The sequence below is a fragment of the Chitinimonas koreensis genome (genome assembly GCF_014353015.1).
Taxonomy (GTDB): Bacteria; Pseudomonadota; Gammaproteobacteria; order Burkholderiales; family Chitinimonadaceae; genus Chitinimonas; species Chitinimonas koreensis.
In genome coordinates, this window is record NZ_CP060704.1 from 2874981 (window position 1) to 2893927 (window position 18947).

At 70.4% G+C, this 18947-nt stretch carries 17 protein-coding genes and 1 pseudogene; 6 read left to right on the plus strand and 12 right to left on the minus strand.

Translation table 11 applies throughout. The features are described 5' to 3' along the window. Positions 1–265 precede the first annotated feature (265 nt). Both H9L41_RS11975 and H9L41_RS11980 read left to right on the plus strand, forming a co-directional pair. A complete protein-coding gene (locus H9L41_RS11975) occupies positions 266–1045 on the plus strand; it encodes a TOBE domain-containing protein (RefSeq protein ID WP_051319214.1) in 780 nt (259 codons plus the stop codon). Between the two features lie 802 nt (positions 1046–1847). Next, positions 1848–3263, plus strand: coding sequence for an SGNH/GDSL hydrolase family protein (locus tag H9L41_RS11980; RefSeq protein ID WP_084300470.1), 1416 nt, complete (start codon positions 1848–1850; stop codon positions 3261–3263). Positions 3264–3326: 63 nt separating this feature from the next. On the opposite strand, the gene H9L41_RS24750 is transcribed toward H9L41_RS11980, so the two are convergent. The 3 genes from H9L41_RS24750 to H9L41_RS11990 form a co-directional block, all read right to left on the minus strand. Beyond that, positions 3327–3563, minus strand: a complete 237-nt coding sequence (locus H9L41_RS24750) for a transporter substrate-binding domain-containing protein (protein ID WP_373282008.1) — start codon at positions 3561–3563, stop codon at positions 3327–3329. A gap of 2 nt (positions 3564–3565) precedes the next feature. Next, positions 3566–4105 carry a transporter substrate-binding domain-containing protein gene (locus H9L41_RS11985; RefSeq protein ID WP_265583756.1) on the minus strand — a complete coding sequence of 180 codons (540 nt, stop codon included), beginning with the start codon at positions 4103–4105 and terminating at the stop codon, positions 3566–3568. 87 nt (positions 4106–4192) lie between these two features. Beyond that, the gene (locus H9L41_RS11990) at positions 4193–4972 is read right to left on the minus strand and encodes a transporter substrate-binding domain-containing protein (RefSeq protein WP_028447088.1); all 780 of its coding nucleotides are present in this window, start codon (positions 4970–4972) and stop codon (positions 4193–4195) included. A 151-nt stretch (positions 4973–5123) separates the two neighbouring features. Here H9L41_RS11990 and hrcA point away from each other — a divergent pair, with 151 nt between their 5' ends. Beyond that, positions 5124–6140, plus strand: coding sequence for a heat-inducible transcriptional repressor HrcA (gene hrcA / locus H9L41_RS11995; protein WP_028447087.1), 1017 nt, complete (start codon positions 5124–5126; stop codon positions 6138–6140). 153 nt (positions 6141–6293) lie between these two features. Here hrcA and H9L41_RS24755 read toward each other — a convergent pair whose 3' ends face one another. Next, positions 6294–6470, minus strand: coding sequence for a hypothetical protein (locus H9L41_RS24755; protein WP_265583757.1), 177 nt, complete (start codon positions 6468–6470; stop codon positions 6294–6296). Between the two features lie 72 nt (positions 6471–6542). Between H9L41_RS24755 and mltB the strand changes: the two are divergent. After that, positions 6543–7382, plus strand: a pseudogene (mltB, locus tag H9L41_RS12000) (lytic murein transglycosylase B); the annotation flags it as partial. Between the two features lie 34 nt (positions 7383–7416). On the opposite strand, the gene H9L41_RS12005 reads toward mltB, so the two are convergent. The 5 genes from H9L41_RS12005 to H9L41_RS12025 form a co-directional block, all read right to left on the minus strand. Next, a complete protein-coding gene (locus H9L41_RS12005; RefSeq protein ID WP_187523370.1) occupies positions 7417–8871 on the minus strand; it encodes an exonuclease domain-containing protein in 1455 nt (484 codons plus the stop codon). A gap of 206 nt (positions 8872–9077) precedes the next feature. After that, on the minus strand, positions 9078–9452 hold the full coding sequence (locus H9L41_RS12010) for a type II toxin-antitoxin system VapC family toxin (protein WP_028447086.1): 375 nt from the start codon (positions 9450–9452) through the stop codon (positions 9078–9080). Continuing rightward, positions 9449–9646 (minus strand): type II toxin-antitoxin system VapB family antitoxin, encoded by a 198-nt coding sequence (locus H9L41_RS12015; protein WP_028447085.1) that lies wholly within the window; start codon positions 9644–9646, stop codon positions 9449–9451. The genes H9L41_RS12010 and H9L41_RS12015 overlap by 4 nt, the downstream gene beginning before the upstream one ends. Positions 9647–9756: 110 nt before the next feature. Further along, positions 9757–13776 (minus strand): translocation/assembly module TamB domain-containing protein, encoded by a 4020-nt coding sequence (locus H9L41_RS12020; protein ID WP_028447084.1) that lies wholly within the window; start codon positions 13774–13776, stop codon positions 9757–9759. A 67-nt stretch (positions 13777–13843) separates the two neighbouring features. Then, positions 13844–15592: an autotransporter assembly complex protein TamA gene (locus H9L41_RS12025; protein ID WP_169730212.1), complete on the minus strand. Its 1749-nt coding sequence runs from the start codon at positions 15590–15592 to the stop codon at positions 13844–13846. A gap of 190 nt (positions 15593–15782) precedes the next feature. Between H9L41_RS12025 and H9L41_RS24760 the strand changes: the two genes are divergently transcribed. Beyond that, complete coding sequence (locus tag H9L41_RS24760) at positions 15783–16508, plus strand: putative metalloprotease CJM1_0395 family protein (RefSeq protein WP_245589233.1); 726 nt, start codon at positions 15783–15785, stop codon at positions 16506–16508. 25 nt (positions 16509–16533) lie between these two features. Here H9L41_RS24760 and H9L41_RS12035 read toward each other — a convergent pair whose 3' ends face one another. Next, on the minus strand, positions 16534–16878 hold the full coding sequence (locus tag H9L41_RS12035; protein WP_308417332.1) for a thioredoxin family protein: 345 nt from the start codon (positions 16876–16878) through the stop codon (positions 16534–16536). Between the two features lie 33 nt (positions 16879–16911). Between H9L41_RS12035 and H9L41_RS12040 the strand changes: the two genes are divergently transcribed. After that, the gene (locus H9L41_RS12040; protein WP_157462047.1) at positions 16912–18087 is read left to right on the plus strand and encodes a hypothetical protein; all 1176 of its coding nucleotides are present in this window, start codon (positions 16912–16914) and stop codon (positions 18085–18087) included. 58 nt (positions 18088–18145) lie between these two features. Here H9L41_RS12040 and H9L41_RS12045 read toward each other — a convergent pair whose 3' ends face one another. Continuing rightward, positions 18146–18553, minus strand: coding sequence for a group II truncated hemoglobin (locus H9L41_RS12045; protein ID WP_028447080.1), 408 nt, complete (start codon positions 18551–18553; stop codon positions 18146–18148). 50 nt (positions 18554–18603) lie between these two features. Then, positions 18604–18942: a YkgJ family cysteine cluster protein gene (locus H9L41_RS12050; RefSeq protein WP_028447079.1), complete on the minus strand. Its 339-nt coding sequence runs from the start codon at positions 18940–18942 to the stop codon at positions 18604–18606. Between the last annotated feature and the right edge of the window lie 5 nt (positions 18943–18947).

Here is an 18947-nt window from a genome sequence, read left to right on the forward strand (position 1 = left end):
CGCTTTCACCGTGCATTCCCTCGTTCTGGACATCATAGGATCGCCGCGCGATCCACCGCGGCCAGGTCGCTATGCAGTAAACTGCATAGCGATGCGAGACTCGCACGCCGGGCGGCTTCCGGTCAATGAGGCCAAGCCATGTGAAACGTGACTCGCCGCCATGCGGCTCGGGTGAAACGTGATACGTGGGCATCAGTGCGGCAAAGCCGCGCAGCTTTCACATTTCACGTTTCACATCCCCTTCCCTCTTCCCCCTTCCCACGACATGCCCGGCTATCCCCTGATCCCCGCGCTCGGCACCGACGGCGGCCCGCCGGTCCCGACCAATCGCATCCTGCTGCTCGAAGGCATCGCCGAGACCGGCTCGATCGGCCAGGCCGCCAAGGCGGCCGGGCTGAGCTACCGCGCCGCCTGGACCGCGCTGGAGGAGCTCAATACGCTGAGCCGCACGCCGCTGGTCAGCACCGTGGTCGGCGGCAAGGGCGGCGGCGGCGCCAGCCTGACCCAGGCCGGCCGCAACCTGGTGACGGTCTACCGCGCGCTGGAAGCGATGCAGCGCAAGCTGCTGAACGAACTCGAGCCGATCGCCGACGCCGCGGTCAGCCTCGACACCCTGCACCGCATGATGCTGAAGACCAGCGCGCGCAATCAGCTGCACGGCACGGTGCGGCGGATCGTGCCGGGCACGGTCAACGACACGGTCGAGCTGGCGCTCGACGGCGGTGATGCGCTGCGGGCGGCGATCACCCGCGAGAGCACCGAATTGCTGGCGCTGCAGCCGGGGACGGCGGCGGTGGCGCTGGTCAAGGCTTCGTGGGTCGGACTGCAGGCCGGCCATGTCGCGGCGGCCAAGGCGGCGCAGAACGCGCTGCACGGCGTGGTGGAGAGCCGCGGCGAGGGCGACCGGCGGGCCGAGGTACGGGTGCGGCTGGTCGGCGGCGGGCTGATCGTGGCGCTGAGCGATGCGGCGGAAGGCCATGCGGTCGGCGAGGCGGTGACGGCGCTGGTCGACGAGGCCAGCGTGATCGTCGGGGTAGCGCATTGAGCCCGATCATGCTCGACCGGCGCTTCGATGTTCGACCGGCGCGCCCTCACCCTAGCCCTCTCCCGGTGGGAGAGGGAACGACAGCGCGGGCTGATGCGGCTGCGGTTTGATTTCGCGCGATCATCGAAACACGCCGGTATTCGACGAACGATCGCCCCACACCTTACGTCACTCGCACGACAACCCCATCCCACCCCAGCCCTCCCTTGAAGGGGAGGGAGCCCGATGGCGCCACGAATGAGCGGATGCGGCCGTAGTTGCGGATGCGGTCCCCTCCTCCCTCTTCAAGGGCGCGGCCGGGAGGGGCAGGGGTTTGCCCTTCGCCCTTCGCCCTTCGCCCTTCGCCCTTCGCCCTTCGCCCTTCGCCCTTCGCCCTTCACCCTTCGCCCTTCGCCCTTCGCCCTTCACCCTTCACCCTTCACCCTTCGCTCTTCCCCGTCGCCCTTCCCCCTTCACCCTTCCCACCTCCCCCGTTGCTCCCCGCTACACCCTCTAGAGCAATCGCTCCACTTCGCATGCATTAAGCATATGATCGCCGCTCGCTCAAGCGCTCGCTCGGCATAACTACCGGGTCGTGCCGCTCGGGCGAAGACCGGCGCCACCCTGCCGGTCCAGGTCGGGCCGCATGCGATCGCGCCTGCGGTCCCGCCTCTCGCGCCGGCATCCCGGTATCCGCATCACCCGCCCGTCACGGGCAAGCCAGGCCGCGGCGGTCCGCCCGGCCGAGCACGTGCTTCAAAGAAGATCACCGGGGAGCCGGCGTTCCCGTCGCGATGATCCGCAGCACACAAGAGGAGACAAAATGAAGATGAAGAAAACCCTGCTACTCGGCGCCGTCCTGTGCGGCAGCTGGGCTTCCGCCGCCCCGACCGCTACCGTCGACGCCCTGCCCGGCGTGGCCCGGCCTAGCGAGGCCCGGCCTAGCGAGGCCCGGCCTGGCGAGGCCCGGCCCGATCCCGCCCTCGGCCACTACCTGTCGCCCAAGGGCCCGGCCTCGGTCGAGGAGCTGCAGCAGCTCAAGGCCCGCCGCGCCCGGATGGGCATCGCGGCGACCACCGCCATCGCCGCCGCCAGCGGCAATACCTACACCTATCTGCGCTGCCACTACCGCACCGGCACCACCAGCAAGCCGACCAGCAACTACGTCTGGGCGCTCGATCCGGTCAGCGGCGACTACTACCGCGTCAACGGCTCCTGGTGGTCCGGCGGCCTGTTCGACTGGAAGAACATGTTCTACAGCGACGTGGCCCAGGGCACGCTCAAGTCGGTCTGCCAGAGCACGCTGAGCCGCAAGGGCATCGCCCAGCCGGTCGCCATGTACGCCGCCGCCGACAACGCGCTGTCGTTCAACTACACGGTGTGGACCAACGACGGCGCCAGCCAGGCCGGCATCAACAAGATCGTGGCCTTCGGCGACAGCCTGTCCGACAACCAGAACATGTACAACGCCTCGCAATGGCTGCTGCCCAACCGCAACAGCTGGTTCCTCGGCCGCTTCAGCAACGGCTACAACTGGGTCGAATACCTGTCGGAAGGCCTCGGACTGCCGCTCTACGACTGGGCGGTCGGCGGCGCCGGCGTGAACACCGAGAAGTACGTGATCTCGGGCGTGACCGACCAGGTGCAGTCGTGGAAGCAGTACATGCAGAAGGCGCCCAACTACCGGCCGGAAAACACCCTGTTCACCGTGCTGATCGGCGGCAACGACTTCGTCAACTACGACCGCACGGTCGACCAGGTGATCGCCGGCGAGACCCGCGCGCTGCAGGACCTGATCAACGCCGGCGCGCGCAACATCCTGCTGCTCAAGCTGCCCGACGTCTCCAAGGCGCCGGTGTTCAAGCTCAAGGGCAACGCGGCCGCGGTGGCGGCCAAGGTGGTCGACTACAACGCCCGGCTGGCCGCGCTGGCCGCCAGCCTCTCGGCGCAGTACGGCGGCAGCCTCAACATCCGGGTGTTCGATACCCATGCGCTGTTCAACGACGTGCTGGCCAACCCGGCCAAGTACGGCATGCGCAATACCACCGCCTCCTGCCTCAACATCAACAGCGACAGCACGCTCAACTACCTGTCGAGCCAGTCGACGCGCAGCGAATGCAGCGATCCGGACACCTTCGTGTTCTGGGACACGCTGCACCCGACCACGCGCACCCACAAGCTGCTGAGCGACGCCGTGCGCGGCTTCGTCGGCAGCAGCTACACCCTGGCCCGGAAGTAAGCGGCCGCGGCAAGCGAAAAGGCCACGCAGCGCTGCGTGGCCTTTTTTCCATGCGCGGTGCGCTCAATAGATGTTGAAGATGAAGTACTTGCGCTGGACTTCCTGGTAGGTGCCGTTGTCCAGGATGACCGCCAGCGCCTTGTTCAGGCGCTCGCGCAGGTCGGCGTCGCCCTTGCGGACGGCGATGCCCTGGCCTTCGCCGAAATACTTGCTGTCGACCACCGCCGAACCGATCAGCTCGAAACCCTTGCCCTTGGGCGTCTGCAGGAAGCCGTAGTAGCCGGCCACCGAGTCGTCCATCGCTACGTCGACGCGGCCCCGGCCAATGCGTCGTAGAGCTCGTCGGTGCTCTTGAAGCGCACGATCGGCGAAGTGGCGGCGTACTTGGCGCTCACGTAGCTGTCGTAGGTGGTATCGGCCTGCACGCCGATCTTGAGGCCGGCCAGCCGCTTGGGCGTGAGGAAGGCGTAGGGGATGCGGTGGGCGCGGGCGAAGAAGAAGGCCGGCGTCTGGGCGTAGCGGGCGGTGAAGTCGACCTCGCGCAGGCGCTCGGCGGTGATCGACATCGAGGCCAGGATGGCGTCGGCCTTGTTGGCCTTGAGCGCCGGGATCAGGTCGTCCCAGTCGAAGCGGACCAGCTTGCACTGCGCCTTCATCTCGCGGCACAGCGCATTGGCGATGTCGACGTTGAAGCCCTTGAGGTTGCCCTTGGCGTCGAGCTCCTCGAACGGCGGGAACTTGCCCTCCATGGCGATGCGCAACTCGGCCGCGCCGGACGGCAGCAGGCAGGCCGACAGGGCCAGGACGAGGATGGAGGACAGGCGGCGATGCAGCGATTTCATGTTAACGATCCCATGGTGACGGCAAAAAACAGGCGGCGCTCATGGCGCCGCCTGCTGCTCGGACCGCCAGTCTAGCCGGCTTCGGCCTCAATAGATATTGAAAATGAAGTACTTGCGCTGAATCTCCTGGTAGACCCCGTTGTCCAGGATGACCGCCAGCGCACGATTGAAGCGGTCGCGCAGCCCGGTGTTGCCCTTGCGGATCGCGATGCCCTGGCCTTCGCCGAAGAACTTGGGATCGACCACCGCCGAGCCGACCAGCTCGAAGCCCTTGCCGCTCGGCGTCTGCAGGAAGCCATAGTAGCCGGCCACCACGTCGTCCATCACCATGTCGACCTCGCCCTTGGCGAGCGCCGCGTACATCTCGTCGGCGCCCTTGTAGCGCACGATCGGCGAAGTGGCGGCGTACTTGGCGCTCACGTAGCGGTCATAGGTGGTCTCGACCTGCACGCCGATCTTCATCTTCTCGACCCGGCGCGGGGTGATGAACACGTAGGGCACGCGACGCGCCTTGGCGAAGAAGAAGGCCGGCGTATTGGCATAGCGGTCGGTAAAATCGACCAGCTTCTTGCGCTCTTCGGTGATCGACATCATCGCGATCGAGGCGTCGACCTTCTTGCCGTCGATCTTGCCGTCGAGCGCCGGGATGATGTCGTCCCAGTCGACCTGCACCAGCTTGCACTGCACCTTCATCTCCTTGCACAGCGCATTGGCGATGTCGATGTCGAAGCCCTTCAGATTGCCCTTGGCGTCGATTTCCGAGAACGGCGGATACTTGCCTTCCACCGCGATATGCAGTTCTTCGGCCTGCACCGCGCCGAGCCCCAGCAGCAGCGCGAACGGGAGGATCAAGCGTAGGCATTTCATGGGGGAAACTCCGGTATTGACTCGCAAGCCTCGCAGCCTACGACAGGCGAGTCGTCCATACAACACATCCGCAGCGGCGCTGTTGCATTGCAGCACCTCGCCGTGCGCGGCGGCCCGCTTGCCGCACGGCGGATGCGCGCTACAATCGGGCATGCTCAGCGAACGCGCGCAAATCCTGCTCAAGACCCTGGTCGAACGGTATATCGCCGAAGGGCAGCCGGTCGGCTCGCGGACCCTGTCCAAGTATTCCGGGCTCGAGCTCTCGCCGGCCTCGATCCGCAACGTGATGGCCGATCTCGAGGAGCTCGGCCTGATCGCCAGCCCCCACACCTCGGCCGGCCGCATCCCCACCGCGCGCGGCTACCGCCTGTTCGTCGACACCCTGCTCACCATCCAGCCGCTCGAACAGGGCCGCATCGCCCAGTTGCAGGGCCAGTTGCTGCCCGACAACCCGACCCGAGCGGTGGCGGCCGCCTCCAGCCTCCTGTCCCAGCTCACCGAATTCGCCGGCGTGGTCATGTCGCCCAAGCGGCGCGGCATCCCGCTGGCGCAGATCGAATTCGTGCGGCTGGCCGAGAAGCGGGTGCTGCTGATCCTGGTCACCGCCGACGGCGACGTGCAGAACCGCATCCTGCTCAGCGAGCGCGACTACGACGCCAGCGAATTGATCCAGGCCAGCAACTTCCTGACCCAGCATTGCGTCGGCAAGACGCTCGAACAGGTGCGCGACAGCGTCTACCAGGAGCTGCGCGGCCTGCAGGGCGACATCGCCCAGCTGATGAACGCCGCGGTGGCGGCCGGCAGCCAGGCGCTGGCCGAGGAACCGCTGCCGATGGTGATCACCGGCGAAAGCAATCTGCTGCGCGTCGACGACCTGTCGAGCAACGTCGAGCGCCTGCGCCAGCTGTTCCGCGTGTTCGAGGAGAAGACCGCGCTGCTGCAGCTGCTCGACCACGGCCAGCGCGCGGCCGGCGTGCAGATCTTCATCGGCAACGAGGCCGGCATCTCGCCGCTCGACGAATGCTCGGTGGTGACCGCGCCGTACAAGGTCAACGGCGAGATCGTCGGCACGCTGGGCGTGATCGGCCCGACCCGCATGGCCTACGAGCGCGTCATCCCCATCGTCGACATCACCGCCAAGCTGCTGTCCTCGGCGCTGTCCCACTGACCGGCCGCCGCGGCGCCGGCCGCGGCCGACCGTCCCTTCCGAGGAATCCCTTTTGCGCCTGCCTTTCTTCCCGCTCCTGCTCTGCCTCGCCGCCCTCGCCTGCCATGCCGCCGACGCGGAGGCGCCGGCCGAGGCCCAGGTCGAGCTCCAGTCCTATGCCGCCACGGGCGAAGCCGTCGCCGCCGTCGAGATCGCCCAGCCGGCGGCGCCGCTCGCCTTCAGCCAGCGGCCCGAAGTCCGCGCCTTCATCGAGGAGATGGCCAGCCAGCACGGCTTCGACGCCGCGGCGCTGACGCTGCAGTTCGACCAGGTGGTCGAGAAGCCCAGCATCCTGGCCATCCTCGACCGCCCTCGACCAGCCGGCCCTACTATGCGTTCCGGCCCAATTTCGTCAACGACCAGCGCATCCGGCTCGGCGTGGCCTGGTGGCGCGAACACGCCGCGCTGCTCGACGCGGTCTCGGCACGCTACGGGGTCGAGCCCGAATACCTGGTCGCCATCCTCGGCGTCGAGACCATGTGGGGCCGCAATACCGGCACCTTCAGGGTGATGGACGCGCTCAGCACCGTCGCCTTCGGCTATCCGCGCCGGGCCGAATTCTTCCGCAAGGAGCTGCGCGAATTCCTGCTGCTGGCGCGCGACGAGGGCGTGTCGCCGTTCAGCTTCCGCGGCAGCTACGCCGGCGCGATGGGCATGCCGCAGTTCATGCCGTCGAGCTTCCATGCCTATGCGCAGGACTGGAACGGCGACGGCCGCCACGACATCTGGAACGATACCGGCGACATCCTGGCCAGCATCGCCCACTACTTCGTGCAGCATGGCTGGCAGGCCGGCCGGCCGCTGGTGGTGCCGGCCGCGGTCGAGGGCGACGCCTACGGGCCGCTGGTCGAGGACAAGTTCAACCTGCACTACCGCGTCAGCGAGCTGGCCGCCTTCGGCGTGCGGCCGGCCGCGCCGCTGGCCGGCGACCCGCTGGCGGTGCTGGCGCCGCTCGAAGGCGCGCCGGGCGTGACCAACTACTGGCTCGGGCTCGGCAATTTCTACGCGATCACCCGCTACAACCGCAGCACGCTGTACGCCATGGCGGTGCACGAGCTGGCGATGGCGACCAAGGCCGCCTATCTCGACCCCTCGCTGCTGCCGCCGGAGCCGAAGCCGGCGCGCAAGGCCAAGCCGCAGCGCGCCAAGCCGAACAAGGGCAAGGCCAAGCCGGCTGCCGTTCATAAAGGCAAGAAGAAGTAGGCGGATCGTCCGCGTGGGCACGAGGAGCGCCACCCTATGGACAGGCAGAAAACCGCGGACCGTCGGTTTTCGTAGGAGCGGCTTCAGCCGCGAAAGCGCCGGTTCCGCCACCACCATTCGCGGCTGAAGCCGCTCCTACAAGGGCGGCCCCTCGCGAAGACCGGCCTAGTCGACCGAGTCCGATCCAGCCTCGTCCGCATAAGCCATCGGCACGATCTCCAGGCCATGCCGGCCGCTCAGCCGCTTGGCCAGGATCTTGTAGGTGTCGACGTCGAACGGCGCGTCGGCGCGGCGCTCGAGCAGCGCATACAGCGCCTCCTGGTTGGCGGCCGTGCCAGGTGGCGCCAATGGTCGACCAGGTGCAGGTCGCAGGCCGCGCTGGCCTCGTTCTGCTCGCGGATCGCCACCAGCCCTTGAACGGCCAGCGCTGCAGCCGCTGCTTGGCCAGAATCGCGCACAGCCGCGCCTGGTGGGTCAGCAAGGGTTCCTTGCCGACGCAGGCGCCGCGGCAGCGACCGACCTGCATGCCGAAGCACGGCGTGCCGCCCTTGCGGCCGGCGCGGTCGAGCCCGAGCGCGACGGTGCACAGCCGGTTGGCTTCGGCGATCTTGCGCAGCGTGTTCTGCGCTTCGCGCGCGCTGCCGTAAAGACCGTACAGGTGCGGATCGCGGCCGAAGTCGTGGCGGTCGGCCTGCACCAGCTCGGGTTGCGCGCTGCCGTCCTCGTTCGGCTCGAAGCGCCAGGCGCAGACCGCCTCGTCGCGGCGCGGCCGCGGATTGTGGCTCGGCTGCAACTCGCGCAGCAGCCGCGCCTCGAGCAGCTGCGCGCCGAGCTCGCCGGCGGTCGACACCCAGTCGAGCCGGCGCACCAGCGGCGCCAGCTTGGCCGCCCGCCCCTTCGGCCCGGCCGCGAAATGCGCCAGCACCTTCTTCTTCAGGTTGTCGCCGCCGCCGACGTAAAGCGGCTGGTCGTCCTCGCCGTAGAACAGGTAGACGCCATGGCCGTCGGGGATCGACTCGACCTGTTCCGGGTCGATGCCCGGCGGCAGGTTGGGCGGCCGGCTCACCTCGTCGAGCGCGGCGGCCAGCGCGTCCATGCTCAGCTCGCGGCTGAGCTTGTCGACGAACTGGTGGATCAGCCGCGCATCGGTCAGCGCGCGATGGCGGTCGCCGTCGACGTAGAGGCCGTTGCGCTCGGCCACCGCGTCGAGGTTGTGCTTGTATTCGCCGGGGAACAGCCGGCGCGACAGCTTGACGGTGCAGACCACGCGGGCGCGGAAATCGATGCCGACGCGCTTGAACTCGTGCTTGAGGAAGCCGTAGTCGAAGCGCGCGTTGTGGGCGACGAACACGCCGCCCTGCAACCGCTCGAGCAGCGCCGGCGCCAGCGCGGCGAAGGTCGGCGCGCCGGCCACCATGGCGTCGGTGATGCCGGTGAGGCGGCTGATGAAGGCGGGATCGCGGTCTGCGGATCGACCAGCGAACTCCATTCCTCGACCCGGCCGCCATGCCACGTCACCACCCGACCTCGGTGATGCGGTCGCGTTCGGCATTGGCGCCGGTGGTTTCGAGATCGACGAAGATCAGCGGTTGATCGAACAGGGAGGGCATGGGGAGAACGACGCGGAGCGGCTGGCGCGGGGAAGGCGCGATTATGGCGTATTTGCCCCGGCGCCGCCGTTCGATATCCGGTGCCTCAATGCTGCGCCTCGGCGAAAGCGCAGCCGAGTTCCTGCGCGATGCCGGCCAGGCGCTTGTCGCGGCTCCATAGCCGCGCGGGCGGCTGCATGACGGTCGACGCCAGCAGGTGCGCGTCGACGTAACCGATCCCGCGCCCCATCAGGCGCCGCTGCTCGATGAAGAACAGCACCTCGGCATCCTCCGCGCGCGGCAGCGCCGGCAAGGCGGCCAGCAGGTCCAACACCTGCCGCCGCGCACCCAGCTGGCCGCAGGCCAGCTCGCCGACCACCATCGGGTGCACATGGACCGAACCGCTTTCGAGCAGGCTGCGCAACTGCTCGTCGCCCTGCCGCAGGTGATCGATCCAGACCGACGTATCGACCAGGATCACGGCTCGCCGTCCCTGCGCCGCGGCACGGCCTGCAGGTCGGGCTCGGAACCGCCGAGGCGGGCCAGGCGGCGCGCGCTTTCGCGCTGGATCAGGGCCAGCAGCGCTTCGCGCATCAGCGCACTGCGCTCCTGCAGGCCGCTCAGGCGCTGGGCCTGGTCGAGCAGCGCGTCGTCCAGGTTGAGGGTGGTCCGCATGGCAGTCTCCTTCAAGCATCGATATCGGCATCATTTGATGCCGATATCGATCGCCTGGCAAGCCGCCTCTTCCGTCCGTACGGCCTGCGCCAGATCGGACGCCGGCTGCGTCAGTCGAACATCCACGAATACAGCACGTCGACCGAACTGGTCTCGCCCGCCGTCAGCGCCACCGACACCCGCTTGGACAGCTGATAGGTCAGCTTCACCGCGTAGCCTACGCCCTCGAGGCTCTGCTCGTAGCTCACGTAGGCGCGGTCGGACAATCGCTTGCCTAGGCTGACCACCCGGCCGGCCATCGGGTTGTTGCCGCTGGCATCGGCGTCCTTGCGCGTATAGGCATCGGAGCGGCCGACGCTGATGTCGTCGAGGCCGAAGGTCGAGGCCATCTGCTGGCGCAGGCTGACCGACTCGCCGGCGGTGAACAGCGCGTCGGCCGCCGCCAGCAGCAGGTCGGCGTCGCCGCCGCTGCCGGCCGTGCCGCGGCCGAGCACCAGCCACGACAGCTTCTCGCTGTCCGGCATCGGCTCGTCGCTGGTCAGCGAGACGCGCGGCGCCAGCGCGGTGCCGACGATCTTGACGCCGACCTCGACCGGCAGGTTCTTGCGCACCGCCAGGATGTCGAGCGCCGGATTGTCGAGCGGGCCCTGGAAGGTGACGATGCCGCGGTCGATCGCCAGGTTCTGGCCGTAGGCGGCGTAGCGGCCCTCCTCCACCTTCACCGAGCCGCTGGCGCCGAGGTTCTGCGTCGGGCTGGCCGACAGCCGCACCAGGCCGGACAGGCGGGCATCGAGCCCCTGGCCCTTGAAGACGAATTTCTGGCCGAGATCGAGATCGAGCCGCAGCGTCAGCAGGATCGGCTTGGCCTGCTTGCGGGTCGCCTCGCCGCGGCCCTTGACCACCACGTCGTCGCCCAGCCGCGGCGCATCGCTGCGCGGCAGCTCGATCAGGCCCTCGTCGGCGGTCAGCTTGCCGGTCAGCGTCAGCGCCTCGCCCTGCACGCCGAGATTGGTCTCGCCCGACACCACCAGGTTGCGGTCCGGCCGGGTCAGCGCGCCGAAGCGGTTGAACTTGACCAGCAGCGTGCCCTCGGGCCCGGCGTCGCGCAGCGACATGCGGCCCGAGGCGGTCACCTCGCCGCGGCCGCCCTTGAGGCTGAAGGCCGCCAGCTGGGCGGTATCGCCCTCCAGCGTGGCCTCGAGCCGGCCCTCCTGGTAGTTGACGCCGCTATCGGGCAGGCGGATCGCCACGCCGTCGGCATTGAGCTTGCCGAACCAGCGCGGCGCGCCGATCACGCCGCCGGCGGTCAGCTCGGCCGCCAGCTTGCCCTCGACCTTGGCGGTCGGGCCCAGCAGCGGGCCGACCCAGCCCAGCGCCGGCATGTCGGCGCGCAGCCGGCCTTCGAGCGGCGCGCCGGCGGCCGGCCGCCAGCCGGTCTCGGTACGCTCGAAGCGGGTGGCCAGCTGGCCGGCCGCCGAGCCGAAGGCATCCGACTTCAGGTCGGCCGCCACGCTGGCGCGGTCGCCGGCCAGGTCGAGCTGGACCCGCGCGCTGGACAGCCGCAGCGGCATCGGCTTGACGGTCGGATCGTCGACCGACAGCGACAGGTCGCCCGACTGCCGCTCGACCACCAGGCTGCCGGCCAGCCGCTCGTCGCCGCTGAGGTCGAAGCGGGTCGCCAGCACCAGGTCGGTGACGATGCGCTTGTTCTGCACCGGCAGCCGCGCCAGCCACTCGGCCAGCGCCAGGTTGCGGATCTCGCCCTGGGCGGCGAAGCGGCCGCCCTGCCATTGCACGCGCCGCACGTCGATGCGGGCGCCGAGCAGCTGGGCGTCGAGCGCCTCGACCGCGCCGCCGCCGGACGACAGCGCCAGCCGCGCCGGCGCATTGAGCTGCAGCGGCCAGGTGCCGTCGTTGCCCAGCCGCTCGATGCGGCCGCGCCAGCCGTCGGCGTCGAGCGCGCCCTCGGCCGCCAGCACCAGGTCGAAATCCTGCCCGGCCGCATGGCCGGCGCCGCTGGCCTCGATGCGGTGGGCGGCCTGGGTGCCGTTGACCGCCAGCTTCAGGTGCGGCACCTCGGTCTTCGGCGCGGTCAGGCCGGCCACCTCGAGCCGCAGCACCAGCGGGCTGCTGGCCGGCTTGTCGGGCGCCGCTTCGAGCCGCGCCGCCAGGCTGGCCTCGCCGAGCCGGATGTCGCCCGGCATGCGCAGCGCGGCGACCTGGGCGGTGCCGTCCAGCGTCGGCCGCTTCAGCGTGCCGGCCAGCGCCAGCCTGGCGTCGACGCGGCCGCTGAAGCCCGGCCCGAAATCGCCGACGTCGGGCAGCGCGAGGTCGAGCGCCAGCTGGTCGCCGGGCCGGCCGAAGGCGCCGCGCGCGTTGAGCCGGTTGGCGCCCAGGCTCAGCGCCAGCGCCACGTTGTCGGCCCGGTTGCCGCGCCAGTCGCCGCGCAGCGTGCCCTGCAGCGGCTGGCCGTTGAAGCGGCTGGGCTGGATCTCGGCCTTCAGGCCGGCGCTCAGCGGCGCCGCCAGCTGGCCCTGCAGCGCCAGCGCGGCATTGATGCTGCCGGCGGCGATCTTGTGGCCGGCCAGGTCCGACAAGGCGGCCGGGTCGAAACCGGCCAGCTTGCCGTTCAGCACGTAGCCGCGGGTGCCGGCCAGCGCCAGCCGGCCGCCGAGTTCGAGCTTGCCCTGGCCGCTGTCCAGCCTGAGCTTGCGGATCTCCAGCGTGCGCCCCTCGCCGGCGCCGGCCAGCGCCGCCTCGAAGCTGGCCGCCAGCCGCTTGTCGCCCAACTGGCCGGCCAGCACCGGCGCGGCCGGCGCGCCGCTCAGCTGCAGCTTGCCCGACACCGGCCAGGCCGGCCCGCCGAAGATGCGCGGATCGAGCTTGTCGAGCTCGGCCGCCAGCGCCAGCCGCTCGCGCGCGGCTTGGCCCGACAGCAGCACCCGGCCGCCGGTCAGCCGCGCCTCGAAGCGCTCGATGCGGGCCAGTTTGGCGTCGAACACCCATTGCGCGTCGAGCGCCGCGAGCGGCAGCCGGCCATCGGGCCAGTCGCCGGCCAACGCGTTGCGCAGCGTCAGGCTGGCGGCCACCGTCTCGCCGCCGCGCGGCTCGGCGCGCAGCGCCAGGTCGAACGCGCTGCGCGGCAGGCCGGGCGCCAGCGCGCCGAGGTTGAAGGCGCGGGTGTTCAGCTGGCCGCGCTGCAGGATGTTCCACGGCGTGGCGGCGAAGGGACTGAGGTAGAGGTCGAAATCGACCGAGAACGGTTCGGCCGGCTTGGCCGGCGCGGCGGCCATGGCAGCCTTGGCCGGCGTGGTCTTCGCGCCCGCCGCGGCGGCCTTGGCCGGTACGGCGACGCGGACGAAACCGGCAGCCGGCGCGGCCGACGCGAGCGGCGATGCCGGCCGCAGGGTGCTGGCGCCGCGGCCGCTGAGCCGCAGCGATTCCAGGCTGCCGGCCAGCGCCACGTCGACGTGCCAGGGCCGCTGCTCGGCCTCGCCGCGCAGCGCCAGCGCGCCGCCGAGCTTGAACGGCCGCGTGCCGGCCAGCCGCAGCTCGCCCTCGCCCTGGAACCATGGCGTGGTGGCCTGGACCAGCCGCAGGCGGTGGTGCTCGCCGTCGCTGTCGGCGGTCAGCACTGCATCGGTCAGCACGCTGCGGCCGTCGACGACCAGCTCGGCCAGGCTGGCACGGCCGAGCTGGATCGACAGCGGCGCGGCCAGCGATTCGGGCACCTTGCTCGGCTCGTGGCTCGGCGCCAGCTTCAGCGCCAGCTTGCCCAGCGTCAGCCGGTCGATCTGCAGGCGGCCGTACAGCAGCTGGGCCGGCCGCCAGGCCAGCTCGGCATGGTCGAGCCGCACCCGGGCCTTGGCGGTATCGACCTCGAGCCCCTGGATCGCCAGCGTATCGAGCACCGAGCCTTCGACGCGGCCGACGCGCACGGCACCGCCGGTCAGCGTTTCGATCGCGGCGAACAGGAAGCGCGTGCCGGTCGGGCTGGCCGCCAGCAGCACCAGCGTCGCGACGCCGCAGACCAGCGCGAACAGCGCCAGCTCGAGCCAGACCGGGCCGAGCCGGAAGCGGCGCCGGCGCGGCGGCCGGGCGGCGGGTGCGGGCGGCGGCGCGTCGCTCATGGCCGGCCCCTGCCGCGGCGCCGGGCCGCGGTGTGCGATGGATTCGGAACGAGGGTCGGGCGGCGCATCAGAATCCGGTCCCCAAGGCGAAATGCAGCCTGATCTTGCGCTCGTCGGCGCCGTAGGCGAGGTCGAGCGCGAACGGCCCGACCGGGCTGGCCCAGCGCGCGCCCACGCCGTAGCCCTTGTAGGCCTTGAACGAAGTCCAGTCGGCCGCCGCGCCGCCGGCGTCGGCGAACACCGCGGCGCGCCACTTGCCCCAGACCCGGTGCTGGTACTCGACGCTGCCGGTGGCCAGCACCTGGCCGCCCTCGACCGTACTGCCGTTCTTCACGCCCAGCGACTGGTAGTCGTAGCCGCGCACCGAGCCGGCGCCGCCGGCGCGGAACAGCCAGTCGCTCGGCACCGCCGAAGTCTCGCTGGCCACCACCTGGCCGGCCTCGCCGCGCAGCAGCAAGAGGCCGTCCTCGCCGGCCGGGCGATACCAGGCGGCGCGGCCCCAGGCGCGCACGAAATCGGTATCGGACAGCAGCGCCTTGGCCGCGCCGCCGAGCTGCCAGCTCAGGATCAGGCCGCGGCGCGGATCGTTGAGGTTGTCGAGTTCGCGCCGGGTCCAGCTCTGCGACGGGATCAGCGCGCGGTTGACGGTGCTGCTGCGCTCGGCCTCGTTCTTCTCGCGCGAACGCACGTACTGCAGCGCCTGGGTGACCTCGATGTCGCCCTTGAGCCGGCTGCGCTGCACGCCGACGGTCTGGCTCAGCTTGTCCAGGCCCGAGATGTCCTCGTGCTCGGCCTTGTAGCTGGTGGCGTAGCGGTAGCCTTTGTGGTCGGGCGGCAGCTCGACGCCGACGTTGAAGGTCTGGGTGCTGCGCTGCAGGTTCAGCCCCACGGTGCCGATCCAGCCCTTGCGGCGCAGATTGCTGAAGCGGTAGTTCCAGCTCGCCCGCGGGCCCTTGTCGGTGTCGTAGCCGAGGCCGACCTCGGTCTTGTGCTGCGGCGCTTCGATCAGCTCGACCCGCACCGGCACGTTGTCCGGCACGCTGGGGTCGACCGGCACGTCGAGGAACACGCTGGAGAAGTACGGCGTGTTCTGCAGCGCGGTCTGGAAATCGAGCAGCTTCTGCTGGCTGTAGCCCTCGCCGGGCTCGAAGGTGGCGAGCCGGTCGACCAGCTCGCGCGGATATTTGTCGAGGCCCTTGACGTCGAGCGGGCCGAAGGTGAAGCGCGGGCCGGAGTCGTACAGCACCGACAGCTCGGCCGAATTGCGCGCCGGGTCGATCGAGGCGAGGCTGTCCTTGATCTTCGCGGCCGGGAAGCGGTCGATGATCAGCGCCTGCAGGCCGCGGCGCTTGGCCGCGTCCCAGCCGGACTGGGTGAAGTCGGCGCCGATCGGCAGCGGCCAGACCTCGATCAGCTCGGCCCAGCGGGACTGGAAGTCGGCTTCCTGGCGGATCGCGCCGGCGATGCTCAGGTCGACGTCGTGGATCAGCGCCGGCTCGCCCGGCAGCACGGTGAAGCGCAGCCGCCAGCGCGGCCCTTCCGGCACCATGCGGGATTCCACCTTGGGATTGAAATAGCCCTGCGGCGCCAGCAAGGCTTCGATCTCGCGCGGCGTGGCCTCGTACAGGCGCTCGAGCTGCTCGCGGTCGATGTAGTCGCTGCCCTGCCAGCGCAGGATGCCGAGGTTGTGGCGCAGCAGGTCTTCCAGCGCCGACGGCGCATCGATCTCGACCAGGTAGTCGACCCCGGCGGCGTGGGCCTGCGCCGCCGCGAGGCAGGCCAGGAGCAACGATGGGAGGAACGGGATCTTCGGCACGGGCGCAAGTTTAACGGTCGAGCGGACGAGCGTCATGGCCGCCGCGAACTCGCCGCCGCGAAACGCATCCAAAACAAGGCGTTGGCGACGGCTGGGCTTGCGACGCACGGCCCGCTGCATAGAATTGGAGTACAGGACGGGCGGCCGCAGAGGCCGCCGCGACGTGGTCGAGACATCTGGCTAGAGACCGATGAGCATCTCCGGGGTTTCCTACAGCAGCGCCTATTCGGCGATGGCAGGCAGCGCACGGCTGCACAGCCCCGGCTGTTCCTGCCCGATGTGCATGCCGGTCCGCGTCGAAAGCACCCCGGCGCAGGTCGACAGCCAGCCGCCGGCGCCCGACCTGCAACAAGGCGGCGGCGGCACGGTCAAGGCCGGCAAGCAGCTGAGCGAGGAACAGCAGGATCAGCTGCGCAAGCTGCAGGCACGCGACCGCGAAGTGCGCCAGCACGAGCAGGCCCACCTGGCCGCGGCCGGCGGGCTGGCCGTCTCCGGCCCCACCTACACCTTCCAGCGCGGCCCCGACGGCGTCAGCTACGCGATCGGCGGCGAGGTGAACATCGACACCTCGCCCGGCCGCACGCCGCAGGAAACGCTGACCCGCGCCCAGACCATCGAACGCGCCGCGCTGGCGCCGAAGGATCCGTCGGGCGCCGACCGCGCGGTGGCCGCCCAGGCGCGCCAGATGGCGCAGGAAGCGCACCGGGCCATCGCCCAGCAGCGCAGCGAAGCGACCGGCGCGGGCGGCGAAGCGGTCGGCCAGGCCGGTGAAGCCGGCAAGCGGGCCGGCAGCGCGGCCGGCGCCGACCCGGGCGGCGAACAGGCCGGCAATCCGCGCCAGGACAAGGCGCGCCGCGCCTACGCCGACAACAGCCAGGCCGAGACCGCCCTCTCCCTGATCAGCGCCTACGCCTGATCGCCGTCCTTTCCATCGCAAGAAACTAACCGGCCGCTGCCTGCGCAGCAGGCCCGTCGATGCGTGCCAGCGCCTCCTCGATCAGCTTCGCGTCGTTCGGCCGCACCAGCCGCGCCACTTCCTGGCCGTCGCGCATGAAGACCAGCGTGGGCCACAGCTTGACCCGGAACGAGCGGCCCAGCGGCCGGCCGCTGCCGTCCTCGATCTTGAAGTGCCGCACTTCCGGATGGCCGTCCATCGCCTTGGCCAGCAGCGGTTGCGCGGCCAGGCAGTAGCCGCACCACGAGGCGCCGAATTCGATCAGGCTCGGCCCGGCGAGCGCGTCGACCTCGGCGCGCGGCGGTTCGGTCTCCGAGTAATGCTTGGTCATGGCCATAGGGAATCCTCCTGGAGAAATGGGCGCTTGCGCCGCCCCGTTGAGGAAATGGACCGCGAGGCGCGGCCTTGGTTGCCGGCCGATCCACGGCAGCGAAGCGAAGGCGGGGAATCTTTGCGGAAAACGGTGGCCCGACATAGGAAGCGCGTCCAGACGCGCGGCCGCCGAGGCCGACCTTCAGGGAGAGACCGCCGGGAGATCGCCATGATCGCGCCAGTCTCGTCAAGCACCAGCCCGCTGGGCCTCGCCCCGATCGGCACGCTCGTCCGGCCGGCCGCCCCGCAGGCGCCGCCCGCGAACAGCGACCTGTTCAGCCCGAGCACCATCGTTTCGCTCGGCAACCGGCCGGATTCCCCCATCGTCTACGACGCGGCCGGGCTGCTCGGCCCGCTGAGCCTGCTCAGCCCGACGGCCGCGCGGCGGGCCGCCCAATCGGACCAGGCGATGCGATCGGCTCTGGAGCGGGCGATCGAACTCGGCCTGATCCCGGCCGCCGATGCATCGTCGCTCGGCATCGACCCGCCGTTCTCCACCGAGCCGGCAGCGCTCGACCCGGCGCTGCGCGCAGCGCTGGCAGCCAATCCAGATCTCGCCAACCGGCTGTTCGGCAATGCGGCGGACGTGAACGCCGGCACCATCGACTTCGGTGCCGACGAGGTGGCGGCGCTCGCCGCTGGCGTGCCCGATACCGAGCCCCTGCAGCAGGCGAATCCGGCCTCCAATACCGTTGCCGCCGAGCGATCCGCCGCCACCGACCGGAATGACGACGGCAGCGCGCCGAACGACGCAGCGAACGCCACGCCGGCCAACGCGACCTCGACCGATGCGGCGCAAGCCGGTACGCAACAGGACAGCGCGACCGCGACGGCCGACTCGGAGCAGAACCTCACGGCGGCCCAAGACCTGAACAATCCGATGGCGCCCCGGACCCAGACCCAGACCACGGAAACCGTCACGGTCAGGCAGCCGCTGCCGCAGCCGGCGGCCACCACGCAGCAGGCCGCCGTCACGCCACAGGTCACCAGCGATCCCGCCTACGCCGGCGTCGCCTCGGCGTTCTACCTCAGCGCACTGGCGGCCCAGATGCAGGCCAACCGCCCCGTGACGACCGGCCTCGATTCGCCGCTGGCGGTCGCGCCGGCGCGGCCGGTCCGGCGGATCGAGCCGGCGCAGCCCGTCGCCTCGGGGCGTTCGGCGCGCTGAGGCCTCGAAGCGATGCGCCGTGGCCGAGCGGACGGCGGCGCATCGCCCATCAGCAGATTCAGCCCTCGGCGTTGCGCATGAAGTCCGCCGTGCGCCAGAACGCCTCTTCCAGGTGGCTCTTCAGCGGCGATTCGCCCGGCAACTGCTCTTCCATCGCCTTGAACATGCAGTACAGCCATTCGTCGCGCATGCGCGTATCGATGCGGAACGGCATGTGGCGCGCGCGCAGGCGCGGATGGCCGTAGCGCTCGATGTAGAGCGACGGCCCGCCGAGCCAGCCGCTGAGGAACAGGAACAGTTTCTCGTTGGCCGAATCGAGGCTCAGGCCATGGACCGCGCGCACGCCGGCCGCGACCGGGTCGGTATCCATGATTTCGTAGAAGCGGTCGACCAGCCGGCGCAAGGCCGCCTCGCCGCCGAGCAGTTCGTAGGGACTCGCTTCGAGCGTCTGTTCGGTCTGTTCCAAGTGTGCGTCCAGTCTTCGCGATGCCCGCTGCGGCCTGCAGCGGACGGGGTTCAATCGGCCACCGGCAAGGGCGGCAGGCCGTGGCGGCCGCGTGCGCGGTTGCAGGCTGCGGGGAAGATGCCGTGCTCGGCCAGCGGCGCGAATTCGCGGCAGGGGCCGGGGCGCTCGGCGTAGATGCCGCAGCGCACCGACTCGCCGATGCGGCCGACCAGGGCCACGCAGCGCGGCCGCGCGTAATCGGTGCCGCGCAGCCGGCACAGCGTGTCGTTCTCGTAGTCGACCAGGCCGGCCGGCACCCGGCCGCCCTCCTCGTCGAGCTCCATGCGGTCGAAACTGACGCGGAAGGCCGCGCAGCAGGCGCCGCAGCTCAGGCAGGCATTGTCGTCCATGCGGT